The 19832-nt window shown below is 38.0% G+C and carries 22 protein-coding genes; 3 read left to right on the top strand and 19 right to left on the bottom strand.

What is annotated here, in order from left to right; genetic code table 11:
* Positions 1–60: 60 nt before the first annotated feature.
* The 9 genes from atpG to IPO46_01820 form a co-directional block, all read right to left on the bottom strand.
* Positions 61–945: an ATP synthase F1 subunit gamma gene (gene atpG / locus IPO46_01860; protein ID QQS63382.1), complete on the bottom strand. Its 885-nt coding sequence runs from the start codon at positions 943–945 to the stop codon at positions 61–63.
* Between the two features lie 669 nt (positions 946–1614).
* Positions 1615–2037: a hypothetical protein gene (locus IPO46_01855; protein QQS63381.1), complete on the bottom strand. Its 423-nt coding sequence runs from the start codon at positions 2035–2037 to the stop codon at positions 1615–1617.
* A gap of 9 nt (positions 2038–2046) precedes the next feature.
* Positions 2047–2277, bottom strand: a complete 231-nt coding sequence (locus tag IPO46_01850) for a hypothetical protein (GenBank protein ID QQS63380.1) — start codon at positions 2275–2277, stop codon at positions 2047–2049.
* Positions 2278–2582: 305 nt separating this feature from the next.
* Positions 2583–2978: a hypothetical protein gene (locus IPO46_01845; GenBank protein ID QQS63379.1), complete on the bottom strand. Its 396-nt coding sequence runs from the start codon at positions 2976–2978 to the stop codon at positions 2583–2585.
* 11 nt (positions 2979–2989) lie between these two features.
* Positions 2990–4597, bottom strand: coding sequence for a hypothetical protein (locus tag IPO46_01840; protein ID QQS63378.1), 1608 nt, complete (start codon positions 4595–4597; stop codon positions 2990–2992).
* Positions 4598–5048: 451 nt separating this feature from the next.
* Positions 5049–5456 carry a hypothetical protein gene (locus tag IPO46_01835; GenBank protein ID QQS63377.1) on the bottom strand — a complete coding sequence of 136 codons (408 nt, stop codon included), beginning with the start codon at positions 5454–5456 and terminating at the stop codon, positions 5049–5051.
* On the bottom strand, positions 5456–6412 hold the full coding sequence (locus IPO46_01830) for a hypothetical protein (protein QQS63376.1): 957 nt from the start codon (positions 6410–6412) through the stop codon (positions 5456–5458). Before IPO46_01830 ends, IPO46_01835 begins: the two co-directional genes overlap by 1 nt.
* Before the next feature lie 172 nt (positions 6413–6584).
* Positions 6585–6764, bottom strand: a complete 180-nt coding sequence (locus tag IPO46_01825; protein QQS63375.1) for a hypothetical protein — start codon at positions 6762–6764, stop codon at positions 6585–6587.
* A 32-nt stretch (positions 6765–6796) separates the two neighbouring features.
* Entirely contained in the window at positions 6797–7108 is a 312-nt protein-coding gene (locus IPO46_01820) for a hypothetical protein (GenBank protein ID QQS63374.1), read from the bottom strand.
* A gap of 547 nt (positions 7109–7655) precedes the next feature.
* Here IPO46_01820 and secA point away from each other — a divergent pair.
* Positions 7656–10979, top strand: a complete 3324-nt coding sequence (gene secA, locus IPO46_01815; protein QQS63373.1) for a preprotein translocase subunit SecA — start codon at positions 7656–7658, stop codon at positions 10977–10979.
* A 48-nt stretch (positions 10980–11027) separates the two neighbouring features.
* Here the strand turns inward: secA and IPO46_01810 are convergent, their stop codons facing one another.
* From IPO46_01810 to IPO46_01775, 8 genes are all read right to left on the bottom strand, one after another.
* Positions 11028–11330, bottom strand: coding sequence for a hypothetical protein (locus IPO46_01810; GenBank protein ID QQS63372.1), 303 nt, complete (start codon positions 11328–11330; stop codon positions 11028–11030).
* 2 nt (positions 11331–11332) lie between these two features.
* Entirely contained in the window at positions 11333–12112 is a 780-nt protein-coding gene (gene surE / locus IPO46_01805; protein QQS63371.1) for a 5'/3'-nucleotidase SurE, read from the bottom strand.
* A 78-nt stretch (positions 12113–12190) separates the two neighbouring features.
* Positions 12191–12649, bottom strand: a complete 459-nt coding sequence (locus tag IPO46_01800; protein QQS63370.1) for a hypothetical protein — start codon at positions 12647–12649, stop codon at positions 12191–12193.
* 81 nt (positions 12650–12730) lie between these two features.
* Complete coding sequence (locus IPO46_01795) at positions 12731–13975, bottom strand: MFS transporter (GenBank protein QQS63369.1); 1245 nt, start codon at positions 13973–13975, stop codon at positions 12731–12733.
* A gap of 1 nt (position 13976) precedes the next feature.
* A complete protein-coding gene (locus IPO46_01790) occupies positions 13977–14609 on the bottom strand; it encodes a deoxynucleoside kinase (GenBank protein ID QQS63368.1) in 633 nt (210 codons plus the stop codon).
* A gap of 36 nt (positions 14610–14645) precedes the next feature.
* The gene (gene folK, locus IPO46_01785) at positions 14646–15125 is read right to left on the bottom strand and encodes a 2-amino-4-hydroxy-6-hydroxymethyldihydropteridine diphosphokinase (GenBank protein ID QQS63367.1); all 480 of its coding nucleotides are present in this window, start codon (positions 15123–15125) and stop codon (positions 14646–14648) included.
* Positions 15118–15576, bottom strand: coding sequence for an RES family NAD+ phosphorylase (locus IPO46_01780; GenBank protein ID QQS63366.1), 459 nt, complete (start codon positions 15574–15576; stop codon positions 15118–15120). Before IPO46_01780 ends, folK begins: the two co-directional genes overlap by 8 nt.
* On the bottom strand, positions 15573–16031 hold the full coding sequence (locus IPO46_01775) for a DUF2384 domain-containing protein (protein ID QQS63365.1): 459 nt from the start codon (positions 16029–16031) through the stop codon (positions 15573–15575). Before IPO46_01775 ends, IPO46_01780 begins: the two co-directional genes overlap by 4 nt.
* 95 nt (positions 16032–16126) lie before the next feature.
* Here IPO46_01775 and IPO46_01770 point away from each other — a divergent pair, with 95 nt between their 5' ends.
* Together IPO46_01770 and IPO46_01765 are read left to right on the top strand one after the other, a co-directional pair.
* Positions 16127–17239 carry an ABC transporter permease gene (locus IPO46_01770; GenBank protein ID QQS64290.1) on the top strand — a complete coding sequence of 371 codons (1113 nt, stop codon included), beginning with the start codon at positions 16127–16129 and terminating at the stop codon, positions 17237–17239.
* Between the two features lies 1 nt (position 17240).
* Complete coding sequence (locus IPO46_01765) at positions 17241–17708, top strand: hypothetical protein (GenBank protein ID QQS63364.1); 468 nt, start codon at positions 17241–17243, stop codon at positions 17706–17708.
* Here IPO46_01765 and IPO46_01760 read toward each other — a convergent pair.
* Together IPO46_01760 and queG are read right to left on the bottom strand one after the other, a co-directional pair.
* Positions 17692–18882 (bottom strand): anhydro-N-acetylmuramic acid kinase, encoded by a 1191-nt coding sequence (locus tag IPO46_01760; GenBank protein QQS63363.1) that lies wholly within the window; start codon positions 18880–18882, stop codon positions 17692–17694. The genes IPO46_01765 and IPO46_01760 overlap by 17 nt on opposite strands.
* A complete protein-coding gene (gene queG, locus IPO46_01755; GenBank protein ID QQS63362.1) occupies positions 18879–19808 on the bottom strand; it encodes a tRNA epoxyqueuosine(34) reductase QueG in 930 nt (309 codons plus the stop codon). Before queG ends, IPO46_01760 begins: the two co-directional genes overlap by 4 nt.
* Positions 19809–19832 lie beyond the last annotated feature (24 nt).

Genomic DNA, 19832 nt, shown 5'->3' with positions numbered 1-19832 from the left:
CTTTTGAACAGTTGGGGGAAAGCTTTTACCAAATAACTGTTTGTAAAAGCAGGCAGTAAACTATCCGTTTAAGGCAGCAGCGCCACTTACAATTTCGGTAAGTTCGGTAGTAATGGCTGCCTGCCTTGCCCTGTTGTAGCTTATTTTGAGCGTTTTTAATAATTCATTTGCGTTTTCACTTGCCTTGTCCATAGCCGTCATCCTGGCGCCCTGTTCGCTGGCATTGCCATCCAATACAGATTTGTACAACTGTGTATTTAAAATTTTAGGCATCAGTTCGGCTATTAATGTATCTTTTCCGGGTTCAAAAATAAAATCGGCTTTTTTTGAATGTTCCTTACCTGCGGCTGCTTTGGCAACCGGTAAAAATTGCTCTACTGCAAAGCGTTGGGTAGCCGCATTTTTAAATTCGCTGTACACAATGTCCACGGCGTCAATTTCTCCTGCATCAAAAGCATCCATAGCATATTTAGCAGCCGTTTGTACCTTTTCAAAACTAAGGCCGGTAAAAATGTCCCAGTATTTATCCACTACTGTAAAACCGGCTTTACTAAAATGCTCAAAACCTTTTTTACCAATGGGCAATACACTTACCTTACCGGCGGCATGTTGTGCGGCATATTTATCTTTAATAATTTGCCTCGTAAGCTTTATAAGGTTGCTGTTGTAGCCGCCGCATAAACCCCTGTCGCTGGTAATAACAATAATCAACGCTTTTTCCACATGCCTTTCTTTGGCATAGCTGGCGCTTATGTCGCTATCGGAGTTGCTCACAATATTGCTGAGCATTTCCTGCAACTTTTGGGCATAAGGGCGCATTTGAATAATGGCATCTTGCGCTCGGCGCAACTTGGCCGCACTCACCATCTTCATGGCCTTGGTTATTTGCTGGGTGCTTTGTACGCTTTTAATCCGGTTTCTTACTTCTTTTAATGCGCCGCTCATGTAGTAGTATTATTTTTAATTGGTGTGCAAAATTAAGGCAATTTTCTATCAAAAATTGCAATAGTTTATAACTTTCCAAAGCTGTGGATAGTATTTAAAAACGGGGGTAAAAGCGCATTTTTTCTATCGGCGGCTGTTCTTACTGGCCAAAATAATACAACTTGTATTTCTATTGGGGATTGTTGGATAACTTTCTATTAAAAGTGCAGTTGGTTAAAAACCAGGAGCGGGCAACCCTTAAGGCAAATTTTTACCAAATTTCCAACTTTATTTTTTCCTGAATAACCCATTTCCCATTGCTGTTCTTTAATAAAAATGCAATGGTTCTACCTGCTTTTTGTAATGCAGCTATTGAAGATATTATTACAATATCTATAAATCAACTTCAACTTTTTTATCCCTTTTAATTTTTTAAAAGATTTTAATATTTGTTTTATTATTCTTGTTCCGGCAGAACCGGTATCAACACTTGCAGTTAAAATAGGCTCTTCATAAAATATCCTGCAATTATGCACAACACCATTTTTTCTGTTTAAGGCTTCAGATTTCTCATTGTAGGCCTCAATGGTTTCTGATATTACCTGCTCAATTTCTTCTTTGTTGCCGGTAAAATAAATGCGTAATACGGTGTCAACACCAAATCCAAAGACTTTTAATTCAAAAGGTAAGTTAGCTATTTGAAAAGGATGTGATTTTTTTTTCGGTAGCTACCTGTTTCCAGTATTCATCGGGTTTTAGGCCTTCTATCCAACACTCAAGGTCTTCTTCATCAAAATCTTCATCAGTAGGCTTTATAATTTTACCTGTTTTTGATTGCCAGCAAAAACTGACGTTATCGTTAAATTCAGGCATAATCCATATAACCAGGTTTAGTTTGGAAACTAATCCTGGTTGATAAATAGGTAATTCATTTCTTTGTTTATAGCCTGCTAATGTAACTTTTGAACTAGGCTTTAGGCCGGTTGTGTTCACAAATATTTTAGTAAAAGTTTCTGCAAAGAAATTGCAAAAATTTTTACTAAATATTAATCCCTCAAGATGAAATGCTTTAGTGCCTCCCCATTCATGTTCACAATAAATAAATTTATACATATTATATATTTAAAGAGCAAGTGCAAATCGTATTATTCTATAGGAAAGAACAAAACAAACCCAATCATCTGCAATACCGGCTCCTGCAGTAATCACATCTTCTAAAATTGTACCTACTAAAATAGTTATTCCAGCGCCTATAGCAGCACTTTTAATATAGTTTTTCAACTCGGGATATTGATAGAAAAATTCAGCAATTATTTTGTCTGCCTGTTGAAAATTTTGCCTAAGCCTGAGCATAGCTCAATGCAGATATTTGAAGAAATAAAACAAAAAATATACTTTTAGATAAAATCATTTTTACTGACATCCGGGGGTAAAATTTAAATTATGTGAATCATTGTGGAATATTATTCCATTTGACTGGAATGGAGCATGAATAGATGTATCGCTAGCCATTGCATTCATCGCTATTCCTCGGTTCGTGTCACACGAAACGAAGACAGAAGTAAGCATACTTTCCGCCAAACCATTCGTGTGCCACGAACGCAGGCGTAAAGGCCAAAAGCGGCAGAAGAAGTAAGATGTTTCATGTATTCTGGCTATTATCGTTTATACTCAATGAGTTTCATTTTTCCGTCATGTTGTTGTTTAAATATTTTCACTAAACTGTCTTTGTTTATAAAAGTTTGATACCCATTGGAGTAAAATTCTTTACAAATAAGTTCTTTTTGCTCACTATCAATAGTAGTTGTCCCATATATAAATACCGTATCAGAAAGATTTTCAAAACCTAACTTTTGTCCTTTAATTGTGCATCCAGCCTGAAATTCATTTTTAAAGTAATACAATTTTATTGAAAGTACCATACCATTATAATCATCAATAAACACTTTGTTTATTTTAGTTTTATATGTTACATTTCCTATTTTCTCGGTAGAAGTACATCCTAAGCCTAACACAATAATGATAAGAAAAAATAATTTGAAAAATGACCTCATAAGATAAAAATTTAGAATAACTCCCAAAAATAAATTTCTTTTGCATACTCAAAATAGCAACCCGATAAGCAACCGGAAGAGCTAAAAAAATCTGCATGTCCAGATGCGCCAAAATCCGTTCTTGATTTGGGTATCATAATATAAATACCCCATTTACCTTTTATTGCATTTAGAAATTGATCTGGTGTTTGATTCACTAAATGAAGTGGTGGATTATTTGGATAAGCCTTTAGCATGTATGATAACAAACTTGTAGCATCAAGCATATAATTTTTATTATCATCTCCTTTTTCTGTTTTTTGTTGTCCAGCATTATTTGAATAAACAGGTAAAGGATGATTGCTATAATTTAGAGCACATGATACCCGGATTGCGCAAGCATTTTGATAGTTTGAATTACCTGCTTGATGCGCTTGCCAAGGGTGTCCACCGACAAGTTGATAAACTTGACTGCTTGGCATACCTCCTGTCCCCACTTTAGGGAATGCGGTATAAAATTCATTTCTACCAGGCAAATTCGCATATGTTAATACTGAAATACTTGAATAATCATCAAAGTTAAAAAGAGCACCACCATCATTCCCTTCCGATTCCCCCATAAACCAATTTTGAAATTGTTCTATTGTAGTACCAGGGTTGTTGATAAGAAAATTAGTTGCCCAATAAATAAAATCTTTAGCTGCTGTTGAAAAGCTGTTTTCATACAAATAGTTTGAAAAAATCTGCACATATTGAGAATTTGCAACATTATTCCAAAATTCACTTTGAGCAGGAGAAAGTGTTTCCAAAAAATAAATGTAGTCATCATCCTCCAACGGTATCCATCCATCACCCGGGCCGGGTACAGGGCAATCGCCTGGGTCTTCAATATTATTGGTTGCGGTAAAGGGAGTTGGGTTGTTTTGTGTGGTTTCGCAGGGGTAAACATAAGGTATTGGCCCACCGCCATTGCTTCCGCTGCCTTCACCCGTTGAGCCGCCTCCTGTTGAGCCAAGTATATCGGGATAATCTATACCAGTACAAATATTTGTTGTGGTTGTAACCAAATGGCATGAATTTGTTGGGCAAGATCCTGCATCACATCCATCTTCGTCACTACATACAGCAGCCCCCGGAGTGCCGCAAACCGCTTGCGTTTGTGTAAATGAACTACATAAGATTAGGTATCTCATATTTGCACTATCTGTAATTGAAAAATTTATTTCATTAAGTTTAATTTTTTGCGTTGCTATATGAGCCGTATCGGTACTTAAAATTTTTGGGTTGGTTATTTTATAATACTCTTCATTGAACACTATTTTATTTAATGCCATACTCAGCATGGCAAATGCCGAAGATGCGGTTTTTGAATTATCTAATTTTTCTTCGTAAGCTTTATAATCTTTGGCAAGGGAATAGCTAAGGCTTACGCTATCGTTGAGCGTTGCACATATAAAACCTTTTACGCTAAACTCGCCTTCCATTACAAAGGGTATTAAAATAGTGGTATCGGTAACGCCATCGAGGCTATTGCCTGCAAGGCTTGCATGGGCATACTGCTTTTGGGAAGTGCCCATTAATACTTTATTCCAAACAGGGTAGCCATTGGTAGCGGCAAATTTTGAAATAAATTCTTTCACATTATTACGCCGTTTAATTTCATTAATCACTCTTGCAACAGAGGCATTTGTGCCTGAAGGTACTGCAAAGAATTTATTTGCTACATTAGGCTTGGCCTTGTAAAAATCTTCTTTTTTGCAGTTAAGTTGAAGAAAGCACAAAATTGCCAATACGGCTAAAAAAAGTGGGAGGAGAATTAATTAATTTACTTTTCATAAAACAGCAGGGTTAAGGTTAAAAACTTATGTACACAAATATAAAGGCAAAAGTTATTGCCAGGCAATACCCGGAATTAGGTATTTTTAGAATTTCCGTCTTTGTTGGTGTTGCGTGTTGCATTTTGCATTTGCAAAATCACCAACAAAAAAAGGCATGGGTAAGAATATTAAAATTAGCATTTTCTAAGTTGTTATCTGTTGGTCGCTCACCTGGGCTTCATTGCCTGCACGCAATACCAACAGCGTCGTAAAGTTAAAATGCCATACAATTTCTTGAAATACTCAGTCTTCCAAAACCTCTTCTCTTTTCAATTTCATCCCAGTCTGTATACGGTAACCGGTATCTCCAGCTAAAAATATATTCGCTCCAGCGCCAAAATTTTAAAGGATTAATTGAAAATACCCTGTATACAATTGTATCTTCAACAGGTATAGAATTGCATTGGTATTGGTTTGGTGCATTTATTATAAATTTTCCACCTGGGGGCCTTTTGAATATTCTTGATTCAATTGGAGATTCAATACCGGTGAATGTACCAGATTTATTACTATACATATAGTACCAATCATTTATGCCTGTTAAGTTCTTAAATCCAGGCCAATTTGAAATTAACAATACTGTTACAATTGCCCAAAGTGCCTTTTTAAATTTTCTTTTCATTATGGACAAGTTTGACTATTAGAGGGTGCATTACTTATTACACTAAATTCTTTGGTTATTTGGTTTGAGTTTGAAGCGAAAGTTTCAATAGCTTTATAAAGTTTTTGAGGGGAGTGCATAAAATATAAATTATTTTGAGTTGGAGGTACTCCAGCATTTACCACAAAAATATCACAAGAAATCTGTGGTGTAATTAATAAATTAAAGGCATTTAATGCCAATGTAGTACAATTATTATAAAAAATATTGTATGTATCATGTTCATGTTGCAATAAATTATTTTTTACGATTGTAAAGGCCGTTGAAGATAGTCCTGTAATATTAATTGCAGCATTATATTCATGTGCAGGAAACCCATTATTCTTAAATGCACCATTTGCATCTGGGTTAAATGGGGTTCCTCCAGTTCCTATTGGGTAAAACCCTACAGTTTGAGAAATTGTTTGCGTTCCATTTGTTTTGGTAAGAGTAAGGAATGTATGTCCCGGAGATTTGCCGGTAAGATTGAAAGGTGCATTCCATACGCCATTAACAGGTAGGTCAACACAAAGTTTTACAGAATAGGTTGCCCCGGCATCGGGTACTTGACTAAAACAGTTAAAAAGGCTTTGTAAAGAAACAGGAGGATCGTTTTCTGATATATCCGGGTAGGTGGGTGCATTGGGGTCGCTTATTACATCATACATATCTTCACCTTCAATCGGCGGCTCTTCTTGTGTACAGGGGTTTTTCCACTCACCGGTATTGGTATCTATTACATAAACTACCCAGTTACGGTCTTCGCCACATTCGTCGGGCAGGGTATTGGGTGGGTTGGTAGTACTGTCGGGTGTAGTAGTGCCTTCTCCGCCGCCTGGGCTTTCCGGCGAATCAGGTATCGTCGTACTCCAGCCGCCTCCGCTGCCATCGTCTTCATAGCATGATGAGTAAAATATTATTGTTGAATAAATGGGCACCCAATTACCACAACCTGGATCACCTGTGTTACTGCCTGGTGGGCATCCACCTTCTACATATCCTCCAATAGTCCAGCCACTAATATAAATAATACTCAGAGAGCAAATATCAGGAGTAAATTTTAGGGATATATAAAAATCCTGTGGCTTTGTAGTATCTGCCGGCCAGTTATCAAAAAAGCCGGTTGTCTTTTATATGATAAATTACCGTGCTGTCGGAGCTATAATACATTTCTTTTTCAAATGCCATAATTTGTTTTACAATATCCTCTGCATTGGGTGCGGTACGGTTGGGGTCTTTATCAAATCCATTGGATGCATATTGCTCACCCATAAATAATTTGTACAACACTTCGGTATTTATTTTTACTTTAAGTACGTCTTTTACATAAGCATCTCCATCGGTACTATGGGTACAGAAACCAGGGTGTCTGTACCTTCGGTATTGCTAACATTATCGGTATGGTTTCTTTTAATGGTAATTTTTGCGTATTTCCATACCGGCAAACCTTCATTTTTTACAAACTGCTCTACAAAAGGATGCAGGCTGTTTTTTTGTTTTAAATCTTCCACAATGCGTTTTAAAATGGGATCGGCATTTTTAGGGAGTTCAAAGAATTTATTTGCTACATTAGGCTTGGCCTTGTAAAAATCTTCTTTTTTGCAGTTAAGTTGAAGAAAGCACAAAATTGCCAATACGGCTAAAAAAACTGGAGCGGGGGGGGGGGAATTAATTTACTTTTCATAAAACAGCAGGTTTAAGGTTAAAAACTTATTTATACAAATATAAAGGCAAAAGCTATTGCCAGGCAATACCCGGAATTAGGTATTTTTAGAATTTCCGTCTTTGTTGGTGTTGCGTGTTGCATTTTGCATTTGCAAAATCACCAACAAAAAAAGGCATGGGTAAGAATATTAAAATTAGCATTTTCTAAGTTGTTATCTGTTGGTCGCTCAACTGGGCTTCATTGCCTGCAGGCAATACCAACAGCGGAGTAAAGTTAAAATGCCATACAACCTTTTGAAATTTTCAAATAGCCAAATCCTCTTTTTTTCTTTATAGACTTAACCACAAAAAACTCAGGAAGTTAACCCAATTGCAATTTTAGGGTTCAGTTCATCAGGCAAGCGTATTTATCCCTAACTTTGCCGCCCTGTCAATTTGGCTATTTTTATAGAGATAGCACCATATTTGAACGAACAGGTTATTCATAAAAATTCATATTTATCTTATAATTATTTTATGTCAGGTTTCCTTTCCAAAATCTTAGGTGGCAATAAAAGTGAGAAAGATGTAAAGAAAATTGCTCCCATCGTAACAAAATCAAATGACTTTTTTACACAATACACCTCAATATCCAATGATGCGCTAAGGGCAAAATCGCAAGATTTTAAGCAGCGTATTAAGGATTATTTAACCGAAATAGATGCGGAAATTGAGCAAAAAAAGCAGGCTGCCGAAGCCCTGCCCGAAACAGAAATAAGCCAAAGAGATTTTATTTATAAAGAAGTAGATGAACTCAAAAAAGGCAGAGATAAAAAAATTGAAGAAATACTGGAGCAAATACAGCCCGAAGCTTTTGCCTTAGTTAAAGAAACAGCACGCCGCTTTAAAGAAAACGAAAATATGGTGGCTACAGCCACTGAGTTGGATAAAGAGCTGGCCACAAAAAAAGCTTATATTACCATTGATGGCAACCAATCTACCTTTAAAAATACCTGGCTGGCTGGCGGTGGATCTATTACCTGGAACATGGTGCATTACGATGTGCAGCTAATTGGCGGCGCAGTATTGCACAGCGGAAAAATTGCCGAAATGGCAACCGGTGAAGGTAAAACCCTGGTAAGTACCTTGCCGGCTTACCTCAATGCACTTGCAGGCGAAGGCGTGCATATTGTAACGGTAAACGACTACCTTGCCAGGAGGGATAGCGAATGGAATGGGCCTATTTTTGAATGGCTTGGGCTTACCGTTGATTGTATAGATAAGCACGAACCCAACAGCGACGACCGCCGAAAAGCTTATAATGCCGATATAACTTACGGCACCAATAACGAATTTGGCTTTGATTATTTGAGGGACAACATGGTGCATAGCCCCGATGAAATGGTACAGCGCAAACACCATTTTGCCATGGTAGATGAAGTGGATAGTGTATTAATTGACGATGCCCGAACCCCATTAATTATTAGCGGCCCTGTAGGCCATAGCGACAATACCCAACAGTTTTTTGATTTAAAACCAAGAATTGAAAAGCTGGTAGACTCTCAGCGTAAAGTGGTGCACCAGTTTTTATTAGAAGCCAAAAAGAAAATAGCCGAAGGCAACGACGATCCTAAAGATGGCGGCCTGGCAATAATGCGGGCATTCAGGGGTTTGCCTAAAAACAGCGCACTCATAAAATACCTCAGCGAACCCGGCATTAGGGTAAAACTCCAAAAATCCGAGAACTATTACCTTGCCGACCAGCAAAAGGAAATGCCCAAAGTAGATGCCGAATTGTTTTTTAGCATTGATGAGAAAAATAACCAGGTAGAGTTAACCGATAGCGGCCTCAACCTTATTACCAGGCAAGGCGAAGACCCCGAGTTTTTTATACTTCCGGATATATCCACAAAGCTGGCAGAAATTGATAAAACAGATTTAACTGCCGAAGAAAAATTACAACGTAAAGAAAATTTAATAAACGAATACGCAACCAAGGCCGACCGCATACACACCGTACAGCAATTACTTAAAGCATACACTTTGTTTGATATTGATGTGGAATACGTAGTAATGGATGGCGCTGTAAAAATTGTAGATGAACAAACCGGACGTATTTTAGATGGAAGAAGGTATAGCGATGGCTTACACCAGGCTATTGAAGCAAAAGAAAATGTAAAAATTGAGGCATCTACCCAAACCTATGCTACGGTTACCCTGCAAAATTATTTTCGTATGTACCATAAGCTTGCCGGTATGACAGGTACGGCCGAAACCGAAGCTGCGGAATTATGGAGCATTTATAAATTAGATGTAGTATCAATACCCACAAACGTAAAAGTAATAAGAAAAGATGGACAGGATTTGGTATTTAAAACCAAAAGAGAAAAATTTAAAGCCGTAATAGACGAAATTGAAAAAAACAGGCAGGAGGGAAGGCCAAGCCTTGTAGGTACTACATCAGTAGAAGTGAGTGAACTGCTGAGCAGGATGCTAAAACAAAAAAATATTCCGCATAATGTACTTAATGCTAAGCAGCATAGTAAAGAAGCGCAAATTGTAACCGAAGCAGGTGTTACAAGCGCCGTTACCATTGCTACAAATATGGCCGGCCGAGGCACCGATATTAAACTTGGGCCAGGTGTAAAAGAAGCAGGTGGCCTGGCCATTATAGGTACCGAAAGGCACGAAAGCCGCCGTGTAGACAGGCAGTTGCGTGGTCGTGCTGGCAGGCAGGGCGACCCCGGAAGCTCACAGTTCTTCGTAAGCCTGGAAGATGATCTGATGCGTATGTTTGGCAGCGAGCGTATTGCTGGCCTTATGGACAGGATGGGTTATAAAGAAGGAGAGGTAATTCAACACAGCATGATTACCAAAAGTATTGAGCGTGCTCAAAAGAAAGTGGAAGAAAATAACTTTGGCATCCGTAAACGCCTGCTGGAATATGATGATGTAATGAACAAGCAGCGTAATGTAGTGTACACAAAACGCAACCATGCTTTGTTTGGCGATAGGCTTGCACTGGATTTGGATAATGCATTTTATTCCGTTGCAGATGGGCTAATCAATTCATTTAAAGAAAATGAAGATTTTGAAGGCTTTAAACTGGCGGTGATTTTGAATTTTGGCGTAGAATCTTCAATTACGCCTGAAGAATTATCTAAAGAAAATGCAACCCTACTTATCGAAAAATTGTATAATGAATCGGTTGCAACTTATAACCGTAAAAAAGAAGGGCTTGCAGCGCAAACCTGGCCCATAATTTCCAATATAAGAAAGGAGCAGGGTAACCATATTGTAAATGTGGCCGTTCCTTTTACTGATGGCAAAAAAGGAATACAGGCCCTGGCTAATCTCGATAAATACCTTGCCAACAAAGGAGCAGAACTTGGCAGCGCATTGGAACGCAATATAACCCTGGCTTTAATTGATGATGCATGGAAAGAACACCTGAGATCAATGGATGACTTAAGGCATAGTGTGCAAACAGCAGGTTACGAGCAAAAAGACCCATTGGTGGTGTATAAAATTGAAGCATTTAATGCTTTTAAACAAATGGACGACCAGGTAAATAAAGATATTGTAAGCTTTTTGTGCCATGCTGCTATTCCATTGGAACAAACCAATGCCGGCAGCAGAATTAAAGAAGGCCATGAGCAAAAAACCGACCGTAGCCGCATGAGAGAAAATAAAGCCGAAATAGATGCCGCAGGAGATGATTATGCAGCCAATGAAAAAGATTATTTTGACCCTTCAACACAAGTGAAACAGGAGCCGGTAAAAGTAGAGCCTAAAATTGGGCGCAACGACCCTTGCCCTTGCGGAAGCGGAAAAAAGTATAAGAATTGCCACGGTAAATAATTTTCAGCTGTTTTAGGTACTAAGGTCTGGCAACGAAACTATTGCTGCCTAATAAAATGTTTTTATGAGCAAAATAATTAGGCCATAAAGCAAGGTAAAAATAAAAATTCCTTTAGCAGTGCGGTCTTTGTGGGCATTAATATATAAAGTAAACAACAGTGCATTGGCCAATAGTGAAAGCGATAAAGCCGCAGAAAGCGTTCTGAAGCCCGGCTCAATCACTAAAAACTTAAAAAATTCATTAAAGCTGAAAACGCCAAATTTATATTGCTTAAAAATAAGCAAACCAATTAACGGCGCTACAGCGCCAAGTATAAGCCCAAAGCTGAGTTGATCCTTTTTAAAAATCATTATTAAAACAGTTTGCTCTTTTCGAGCTTTTGTTTGAGTTTGTAATGGGTAAGGTCATATTGAACGGGCACCACGCTTACGTAGTTATTCTGTAATGCCCACACATCGCTGTCTTTTCCTTTATCAAAATTTTTAAACTCACCGGTAAGCCAAAAATATTTTTTTTGGTGCGGGTCGGTACGCTCAATAAAATCTTCTTTGTATTTGGCATTGGCCTGGCGGCAAATTTTTATTCCTTTTATATTTTCGGGTGTGGCAATAGGTATGTTTACATTTAGCAAAAGGTTTTTATCAATTTTTTTATTGAGGATGGCTTTTACCATTTTATAAACTATTTGCTTTGAAGCGGTAAAATCGGCATCGTAATTATAGTCGAGCAAAGAAAATCCAATGCTTGGAATGCCTTCAATAGCTGCTTCCATGGCTGCGCTCATGGTGCCGCTGTACAATACATTTATAGAATGGTTGGCGCCATGGTTTATGCCGCTAAGGCACAAGTCAGGTTTTCTGTGAAGAATTTTATCTACGGCCAATTTTACACAGTCCACAGGTGTACCGCTGGTTTGCCAGGCTTCAATACCATTAAACAAATTTACACGGTTCATACGAAGAGGTGAGCCAATGGTAATAGCGTGCCCCATTCCGCTTTGTGGTTTATCGGGAGCTACAACCACCACCTTGGCTAAATCAGATACGGCTTCTACCAGGCTGCGAATACCTTTGCTGGTAATATCATCGTCGTTGGTAATTAAAATTACAGGACGGGTTTTCTTTTTAACCATAAGTTTATAGTTTCAGATAGTTTTATAGAGGTAAAACAAATTTATTTTGCTGTTATTGTTATAAAGGGCAAATAAAAGTTAAAAACCCCTGAACAGCGGCCGGGCTATTTCGGGCCTGAATGACCAGGGAATAGACAGTAAAATAAGCAATAATGCAACGCCAAAATAAAGCATCATTTTTTTGAATTTCTTATCATTATCGCTGCGTTTCACAACGGTTCGGCCTACGTGTACCAATATCCAGGCCATAACCATCAGCAGGCTATGCTCTATTATAAAAAAGCGGTCGTAATTGTTTTTCATCACTTCACTCATGCCAGCTTTTATTTTATCGAACCAGCCATTGGTAAAAAAAAGTATAAGGCCCAATAACAATTGAATGTCCATAAACACCATAAAAAATAAACTGGCTTTATCATCTTTAACGGAATAGGCCCTTTTAGACCTTATGCCCGATAGGGCATTAATAACCGTAACTATGCCAAATATCAAAATAAGCCAGCGGATAATATTATGTAATACCAATACTGTTTGCATAATAAATGTATTTCCTGCAAAAGTAAGGAAGTAAAAGTAAATGTAATTTCTGCCTTTAAGGAAAAGAGGCAAGGTAACTATTTAATAATCCATCTTTCTTAATGTGGGCGCTTTAAACCAGGTTACAATGGCAACGGCAATGGTCATGCATCCGCCAAAAATTACTGAAGGCACCGTACCCATTAATTTTGCCGCAACACCGCTTTCAAACTGGCCCAATTCGTTGGATGAGTTTATAAACATACTGTTTACGCTCATCACCCTTCCCCTCAATTCATCCGGCACTTTAAGTTGCAGTATGGTACTCCGCACTATTACGCTTATGCCATCCATACAACCACTTATAAGTAATGCAGTAAACGAGAGCCAAAAACTTTTTGATATGGCAAAAACAATAATGCAAATACCAAAGCCAAATACGGCAAAAAATAATTTTTTTCCCTGGCCATATTTAAAGGGGAAAATGGTGAGCAGTGTTACGGTAATTATTGAACCAATATCGCTTGCAGCATTTAATATGCCAAAACCTTCGGGCCCAACTTTTAAAATATCTTTGGCAAAAACCGGCACTAAAGCAACTGCACCACCAAATAATACGGCAAACAAATCAAGCGTAAGCGCCCCAAAAATTTCCTTGGTTTTAAAAACATACCGCAGGCCTTCTTTTACACTTTGCCAGGTAGATGCAGCTTTGCTGGCAAAAACAGGTTTGGTTGAAATTTTGCTTAACAAAATATACCCGGCAATAGTAAATAATAATACCGCACAAAAAGTTTTTTGGATACCGATCCATGCAATAAAAAAGCCCCCTAAAGCATGGCCGGTAATAGATGCCAACAGCCAGCTTGCAGAACTGATTGCTGCGGCTGCAGGTAAAATTTCTTTGGGCACTACCTGTGAAATAAGCGAAGAAAAAGTAGGCCCGTTAAACGCCCTTATAGCGCCGGTTATGGCAATAATGCTGCAAATGCCCGCTGCTATTGCCCATGGCCCGTAATTTTTTGATACATAGTTTGAGGAAAGCACAATAAAACAAATAATGCAGATAATGTAAAACAATAAGCAGCGTAAGAGCAACTTTCTTTTTTCATGCAAATCAATATAATGGCCGGCATACAGCGCAAGTGAAAGTGCAGGTATTACTTCGGACAAACCTACAAGGCCCAATGCCAGCTTGCTGTTGGTGAGTTCATACATCCACCAGCCAATTAAAGTTACCGTCATACGTATGCCCATCATAAATAGGGCACGGCCGCATACAAAATACCTGAATTCTTTAATGGCTAAGGGTGCATAAGGGTTTTTATCGGAGGGTTTAAATAACATTTTAAGGTAAACTAATGTAATGTTGCCCTTCGTTGTATTCTTTTTCTAATGCCTCAATTATTGTTTTTATGTGCAATTCATTGCCTATAAAATCTGCATTGCTGGTATCTATAAACAAGGTGGTAATATTATGTTGTTTAATATACTGCGTATAGGTTTCCTGTAGGGTAAATAAATAATCGTTGGGAATGCCTTGTTCGTAACTGCGGTTGCGTTTTTTAATATTTTCCTGCAATTTACTCACAGGTGAGTGAAGGTAAATGAGCAAATCGGGTTGTACAATTTGCGGATTAATGATATCAAAAAGTTTTTGGTACAGTTTAAATTCTTCATCGGGCAAATTTACTTTGGCAAACAGCAGGCACTTGGTAAACAAATAATCGGATATGGTAATGGCCTGGAACATATCCTTGGTTTGCATCAAATCTTTGAGCTGCTTATACCTTTCGGCCATAAAAAACAATTCCAGCGGAAAGGCAAACTGCTGAGGGTTTTCATAAAATTTTGGCAAAAAAGGGTTGTCGGCAAATTCTTCTAAAATCAGCCTGGCATTATAATGTTTGCTTAGTATATGGGCAAGTGTTGTTTTTCCGGCGCCGATATTTCCTTCAATTGTTACGAAGTTGTATTTCATCCGCTTGCAAAATACAGGCAATGTTATAAATGGCAATTAAATTTTGTTCACATTTAATTCATCTTTGCATTGCAGGAGCAATTGGTGTATTGATTTTTGCAATACCGGATGTTTAAAATTGGGCGAAAGCTCATTTAATGGTACCAATACAAAACGCCTTAAATGCAGGGCAGGATGGGGAATTGTTAATAATTCCTGGTTCATTTTTGCTTTATTATAAAATAAAATATCAATGTCAATGGTTCTTGGGGCATTTTTAAAAGAACGTTTCCGGCCTAGCGATTCTTCAATTAAAAGGCAGGCTGCCAGGCAGTTTGCAGCCGTTAAATTTGTATGAATGATTATAACCTGGTTTAAAAAATCCGGCTGAGTTATATTTCCCCATGCGGCAGTTTGATAAAGCGAAGAAAAGCGGGATACTTTTCCAATACTTTTTTTAATAAGATGAATGGCTGCATTTATATTTTTTTTTCGGTCGCCCAGGTTGCCGCCAAGCAATAGGTAAACTTTATTCATTTATTAAAAGTCTTTTATCGAACCTAAATGGTTTTACCCATTTTATTTTTACTTTCTTCATTTCGGGGTGGGCAGGGTTAAGGATAAAGTTATTTTCTTCATCCACAATGGCCGAAGGTACTTTTAGCACAAGCGAATGTTTGTTTTTAATAAATTCATTGCCAATAAACCTGCTGATTTCCACATCATCTTTCCAGTTTTTTTTCAATTTGGCTTTTGAAATTGCAATAACGGAAGAGTTCTCAGGAATTTCTATTTTCAAAATCATGTATTGCGAAGGGATATGGTTATTACCGGCATGAACCAAAATCTCCAATACTGCCAACGAAATATTTTCAGTAGTATATAAAGCAGAAAAGCCCGGCTCATTCCATCTGCCACCAAATAATTTGGCGCCGTTTCCCGTAAGGTCGCTGCTGTATCTTTGTGTACAAAGCCTGTAAACTATCATGCCAGTATACCGTGTTGTATCCTGCCCAGTTGTGTAAGTACCAGTTGAATGCCATGAGAAGTAGAGAGGGAATCTATGGTAAGTTCCCCGTCAATAGAATAGGGTTTGCTCTTTATCCAGCTATAAAACAGTTCCTGGCTGCCAAAAGTGTTTTTGCCTTCTTCCAGCAAGTGGGCAATTTGCAAAGCCCTCTCGGCATTTATGGCGGCAAAGGTACTGTTGCTTTTGGCATAGCGCTGCAGTGTCCTTTCGCTAAGGTGCAAAAAAATTGCCCATTCACTTTGGCTGAAAGGGGATTTATCGGCAATTTTTTTAAAGGCCGTAAAAGTAAAATCTTTTAACAGCGGCCCGGATATATAACCTTTGCGGTAGCGCATTTCGCCGTCGAATAATTGCTTTTTTTCCATTTTGGCGGGAGTAAGTTTAGTGGCTTCTTTTGATGTTGGCTTTTTCATGCTTTGCGTCATGTGTCTGGCTAATGTACGACAAATGTCAAAATAATTGCAAATTATTTGCTGGTTTTACGATATTTTTGTTTTTTTTTAGTATAATTTTTATGGCATACAACCAGTTCAGGGCCATGATGGCCATTACCAGGGGGAGTTTGCGGGCAATTTTACGTAGCCCTTCCGCAATTGTGTTTAGTTTTATTTTCCCTTTTTTATTTATCCTGGTTTTTGGGTTTATAGGCAATAGCAGCATGCAATCTTACCGGATTGTACTGGCACCAGGCAGCGATACTGCCAACGCATTATTTAGCGAATTAAAAAACAGCGATGCCATAAAATTTGTAAATTATGCAACAGAAAGGGAGTTAAACGAGGCCGTCGTTAAAGGGCGAATTGCCGGTACAATTTCAATAAAAAAATCGGGTAATGCAGTGGCTCCTTTTATGGTTACATTAAATAGTTCTACTTCCAGCAATGATAAATGGCCGCAGCTTAAAAATTTTATTGCCAGCACCATTAACCATATCAGTAATAGCATGTATCAAAACAGGCCGGCTTATGCAACTTTCGATTTTGATTATAAAAGGGATATAAAAGAAATTAGGCAATACAAAACCATAGATTTTATTTTGCCCGGGCAATTGGGTTTTTCGTTGTTGACCGCCGGAGTTTTTGGCCTTGCATTTGTATTTTTTAATTTAAGGAATACGCTGGTTTTAAAACGGTTTTTTGCAACGCCCATTAGCCGCACTTATATTGTATTAGGCGAAGCATTGAGCCGTGTAGTTTTTCAAATGGCAACGGCGGTAATTATTATACTTGCCGGGTATTATTTATTTGGATTTACTTTGGTAAATGGTGTGCAAACTTTTTTTGAAATGTTGCTGTTGAGTTTTTTGGGATTACTGGTGTTTATGGGTTTTGGGTTTATTATAAGTGGTGTTGCTAAAAGCGACAGCAGTATTGCACCCTTTGCCAATCTTATTACTATGCCGCAATTTTTGCTGGGGGGCACTTTTTTTTCTATTGATGTTTTTCCCAAATGGCTACAGCCTATTGCTAAAATTATGCCGCTTACGCATTTAAACACAGCCATGCGTAGTGTTGCTTTCGAAGGGCAAAGCCTTTGGGGCGTTCGTTCAGAAATTGGCATATTGTTAATTTGGGGGTTGGCTGTATATTTTATCGCCATTAAAGTTTTCCGCTGGGAATAATATGATACAAAAAATTAAAGGGATTTTATTTGTTGTGGCAATGCTTTTTTTGTTCATTACCATCATCTCGTTGTTTATACCTTCAAAAATAAGTAATGCTTCTGCAGTAGTGATTAATGCGCCGCAGGAAGAAATTTTTGCAGCCATCAATACCATAAAAGGATGGGAGGCCTGGAACCCGGCAGTCGCAAAATCACCAATAAAAATTACTCAGGTAATAAAATACAGCGTTTCATTTACCTCTTTCACATTTAAAAATGATGATACCGAAAACCAGTTGAGCATTATGCCCTTAGTAGAAAACCAGTTTGGGCACCAGGTGCAATGGCGATCTTTTACAAAACTTAAATGGTATCCCTGGGAAAAATTTCGTGGTTTGTTTCTCGAAAAAATGATTGGCGAATCTTATAAAGCAGCCTTAAATGCCCTTAAAACGAAATTAGAAAACCCAACTAAGCCGGCAAGCTGATTTTACCCATATTTATTGCCGGCAAGTTTTTCCCGGCTTTTTTAAATACTGAGGTATTGCCGCAAAGTGTTTCATTGGCCAGCAGGGCAAACAATACCGCTTCTTTGGCATCGGGAAGTATATTTTTTTCGGTAGTAGCACGAAAATCCATTATTGGATTGAGTATTTTAAGGTTTTGCATCAGCAAAGGATTATGCAGGCCACCGCCACTCACATACAATTTTGTTTTGGAACTAAGGTTAAGTTTATTGAGGGCAGCGGTTATCGTTTCGGCAGTAAAGCGGTTTAAAGTGGCTAAAATATCATGTAAATTTTCTTCAGGTACTTTTGCTTTTTGTATAGCTGTTTTTATAAAATCTGTATTAAAAATTTCCGGGCCGGTAGTTTTGGAAAAGGGCAATTTAAAATAGGGGTGCTGCATTAACTGCTTTAGCAAAGCAGGAAGGATTTTACCTTTTAATGCTAATGCGGCGTTTTTATCAAAGGATTGGATTTTTATTTTTTCATTCACCCAGCTATCCATCAAAATATTTCCCGGGCCGGTATCGGAACTAATAATTTTTCCATTGGCATATAAACAGGTAAAATTGGCAATGCCGCCAATATTAAGCAACACAATGTTTTTCCCGTTTTCTGAAAACAATAAATAATCGCCGTATGCAGCCAGGGGAGCGCCTTCACCACCGGCAGCAATATGTTTTTGTCTGAAATCGCTAAGGGTAATAATGCCGGTTTTTACTGCAAGCTGGTCGCCATCGCCAATTTGCAACGTTGCATTTCCAAAATTTTTTTTCTTGTGCTGATTTTTAGGTGCATGAAAAACCGTTTGGCCATGGCTGGCAATCAGGTCAATAGTTTTGGGTTTTATTTTCCATTGCTTCAGCGCTTTTTTTACCATGGCTGCATGTACCTGGGCAATATGGGCATGGAGCAGGCATAATTGCTCAAATGGTATTTGGGGCTTTGCAAATATTTCTTTTACCTGTTTTTTAAAAAATGTATTGTATGGTACAGTAATAAAATGCTCCAGGTTAACTTTTGCTTTTTTTCCACTACCTTCTATTGTACAATGTGCAATATCCAACCCGTCTAATGAAGTGCCGCTCATAAGCCCAATGATATGCCGTTTTTTTTTGCCGGCAATAATTTGTAGTTTAATTATGTATGGGTTCATGGCTTGCTTAAAAATTGCAGGTTGCGTTTTATGCCCGAAAATTTACTTCTTTTTAATGGCGAGTTTTTAAAAACGGTTTTAAAATTTTCTTCTGTCAGTTCTTCCCAATCTTTTGTACTGTAGTTTAAAATTTCATTTATTGGTTTAATTGCTGCATGTTGGGTAATAGTGCTGAACCTGTTCCAGGGACAAACATCCTGGCACACATCGCAGCCAAACATCCAGTTGTCAAATTTACCTTTCATGTTTTCGGGCAGTAGCGCATCTTTAAGTTCAATAGTAAAATAAGAAATGCATTTACTGCCGTCAATTACTTTGCCCGGCAATATGGCTTTGGTAGGGCAATGGTCAATGCATTGGGTGCAGGTACCGCAATAGTCTTTGTAAAATTCATCATCATATTCCAGTTCCAAATCTATAATTAAAGTAGCAATAAAAAAGAAAGATCCTTTTTTGTTGCTGATAAGGTTTCCGTTTTTACCTATCCAGCCCAGCCCGCTTTTTGTAGCCCAGGTACGTTCCAGTACCGGTGCGCTATCAATAAATCCACGGCCATTTATTTCACCCAATTCTTTTTTAATGCATAGAAAAAATTCGTTGAGCTTTTTTTTGATTATTTCATGGTAGTCGTTTCCGTATGCATATTTTGAAATTTTAGGGGAATGCTTTTTTTGTTTTTCCCCCGGAAAATAATTATACACTAAAGTAATAACCGATTTTGCACCAGGCACTAATTTAGATGGGTCAACTCTTAATTCAAAATAATTTTCCATGTACTGCATTTTGCCATGCATCCCGTTTTGCAGCCATTTTTCCAGCCTTTTGGCATCGTCTTCCAAAAAAACGGCTTTTGCAATACCACAGGCATCAAAGCCATGTGCTAATGCCGTTTGTTTAATAAAAGTTGTGTTTTTTTGATGGCCCATGGTTTGTAAAAATACAAAAGCCCC

The sequence above is a fragment of the Chitinophagaceae bacterium genome, assembly GCA_016699815.1.
Taxonomy (GTDB): domain Bacteria; phylum Bacteroidota; class Bacteroidia; order Chitinophagales; family Chitinophagaceae; genus Ferruginibacter.
Note: the sequence above shows the minus strand (reverse complement) of the source record. Positions and strands in the feature narration are given on the sequence as shown.

What these genes read in the sequence shown, in the direction of transcription:
- IPO46_01780 (QQS63366.1), bottom strand. Translation starts at nt 15,576, where the DNA reads ATGATAGTTTACAGGCTTTGTACACAAAGATACAGCAGCGACCTTACG.
- IPO46_01845 (QQS63379.1), bottom strand. Translation starts at nt 2,978, where the DNA reads ATGAGGTCATTTTTCAAATTATTTTTTCTTATCATTATTGTGTTAGGC.
- IPO46_01850 (QQS63380.1), bottom strand. Translation starts at nt 2,277, where the DNA reads ATGCTCAGGCTTAGGCAAAATTTTCAACAGGCAGACAAAATAATTGCT.
- IPO46_01795 (QQS63369.1), bottom strand. Translation starts at nt 13,975, where the DNA reads ATGTTATTTAAACCCTCCGATAAAAACCCTTATGCACCCTTAGCCATT.
- IPO46_01765 (QQS63364.1), top strand. Translation starts at nt 17,241, where the DNA reads ATGATACAAAAAATTAAAGGGATTTTATTTGTTGTGGCAATGCTTTTT.
- atpG (QQS63382.1), bottom strand. Translation starts at nt 945, where the DNA reads ATGAGCGGCGCATTAAAAGAAGTAAGAAACCGGATTAAAAGCGTACAA.
- IPO46_01800 (QQS63370.1), bottom strand. Translation starts at nt 12,649, where the DNA reads ATGCAAACAGTATTGGTATTACATAATATTATCCGCTGGCTTATTTTG.
- IPO46_01790 (QQS63368.1), bottom strand. Translation starts at nt 14,609, where the DNA reads ATGAAATACAACTTCGTAACAATTGAAGGAAATATCGGCGCCGGAAAA.
- IPO46_01775 (QQS63365.1), bottom strand. Translation starts at nt 16,031, where the DNA reads ATGAAAAAGCCAACATCAAAAGAAGCCACTAAACTTACTCCCGCCAAA.
- secA (QQS63373.1), top strand. Translation starts at nt 7,656, where the DNA reads ATGTCAGGTTTCCTTTCCAAAATCTTAGGTGGCAATAAAAGTGAGAAA.
- folK (QQS63367.1), bottom strand. Translation starts at nt 15,125, where the DNA reads ATGAATAAAGTTTACCTATTGCTTGGCGGCAACCTGGGCGACCGAAAA.
- IPO46_01835 (QQS63377.1), bottom strand. Translation starts at nt 5,456, where the DNA reads ATGAAAAGAAAATTTAAAAAGGCACTTTGGGCAATTGTAACAGTATTG.
- IPO46_01855 (QQS63381.1), bottom strand. Translation starts at nt 2,037, where the DNA reads ATGTATAAATTTATTTATTGTGAACATGAATGGGGAGGCACTAAAGCA.
- queG (QQS63362.1), bottom strand. Translation starts at nt 19,808, where the DNA reads ATGGGCCATCAAAAAAACACAACTTTTATTAAACAAACGGCATTAGCA.
- surE (QQS63371.1), bottom strand. Translation starts at nt 12,112, where the DNA reads ATGGTTAAAAAGAAAACCCGTCCTGTAATTTTAATTACCAACGACGAT.
- IPO46_01760 (QQS63363.1), bottom strand. Translation starts at nt 18,882, where the DNA reads ATGAACCCATACATAATTAAACTACAAATTATTGCCGGCAAAAAAAAA.
- IPO46_01810 (QQS63372.1), bottom strand. Translation starts at nt 11,330, where the DNA reads ATGATTTTTAAAAAGGATCAACTCAGCTTTGGGCTTATACTTGGCGCT.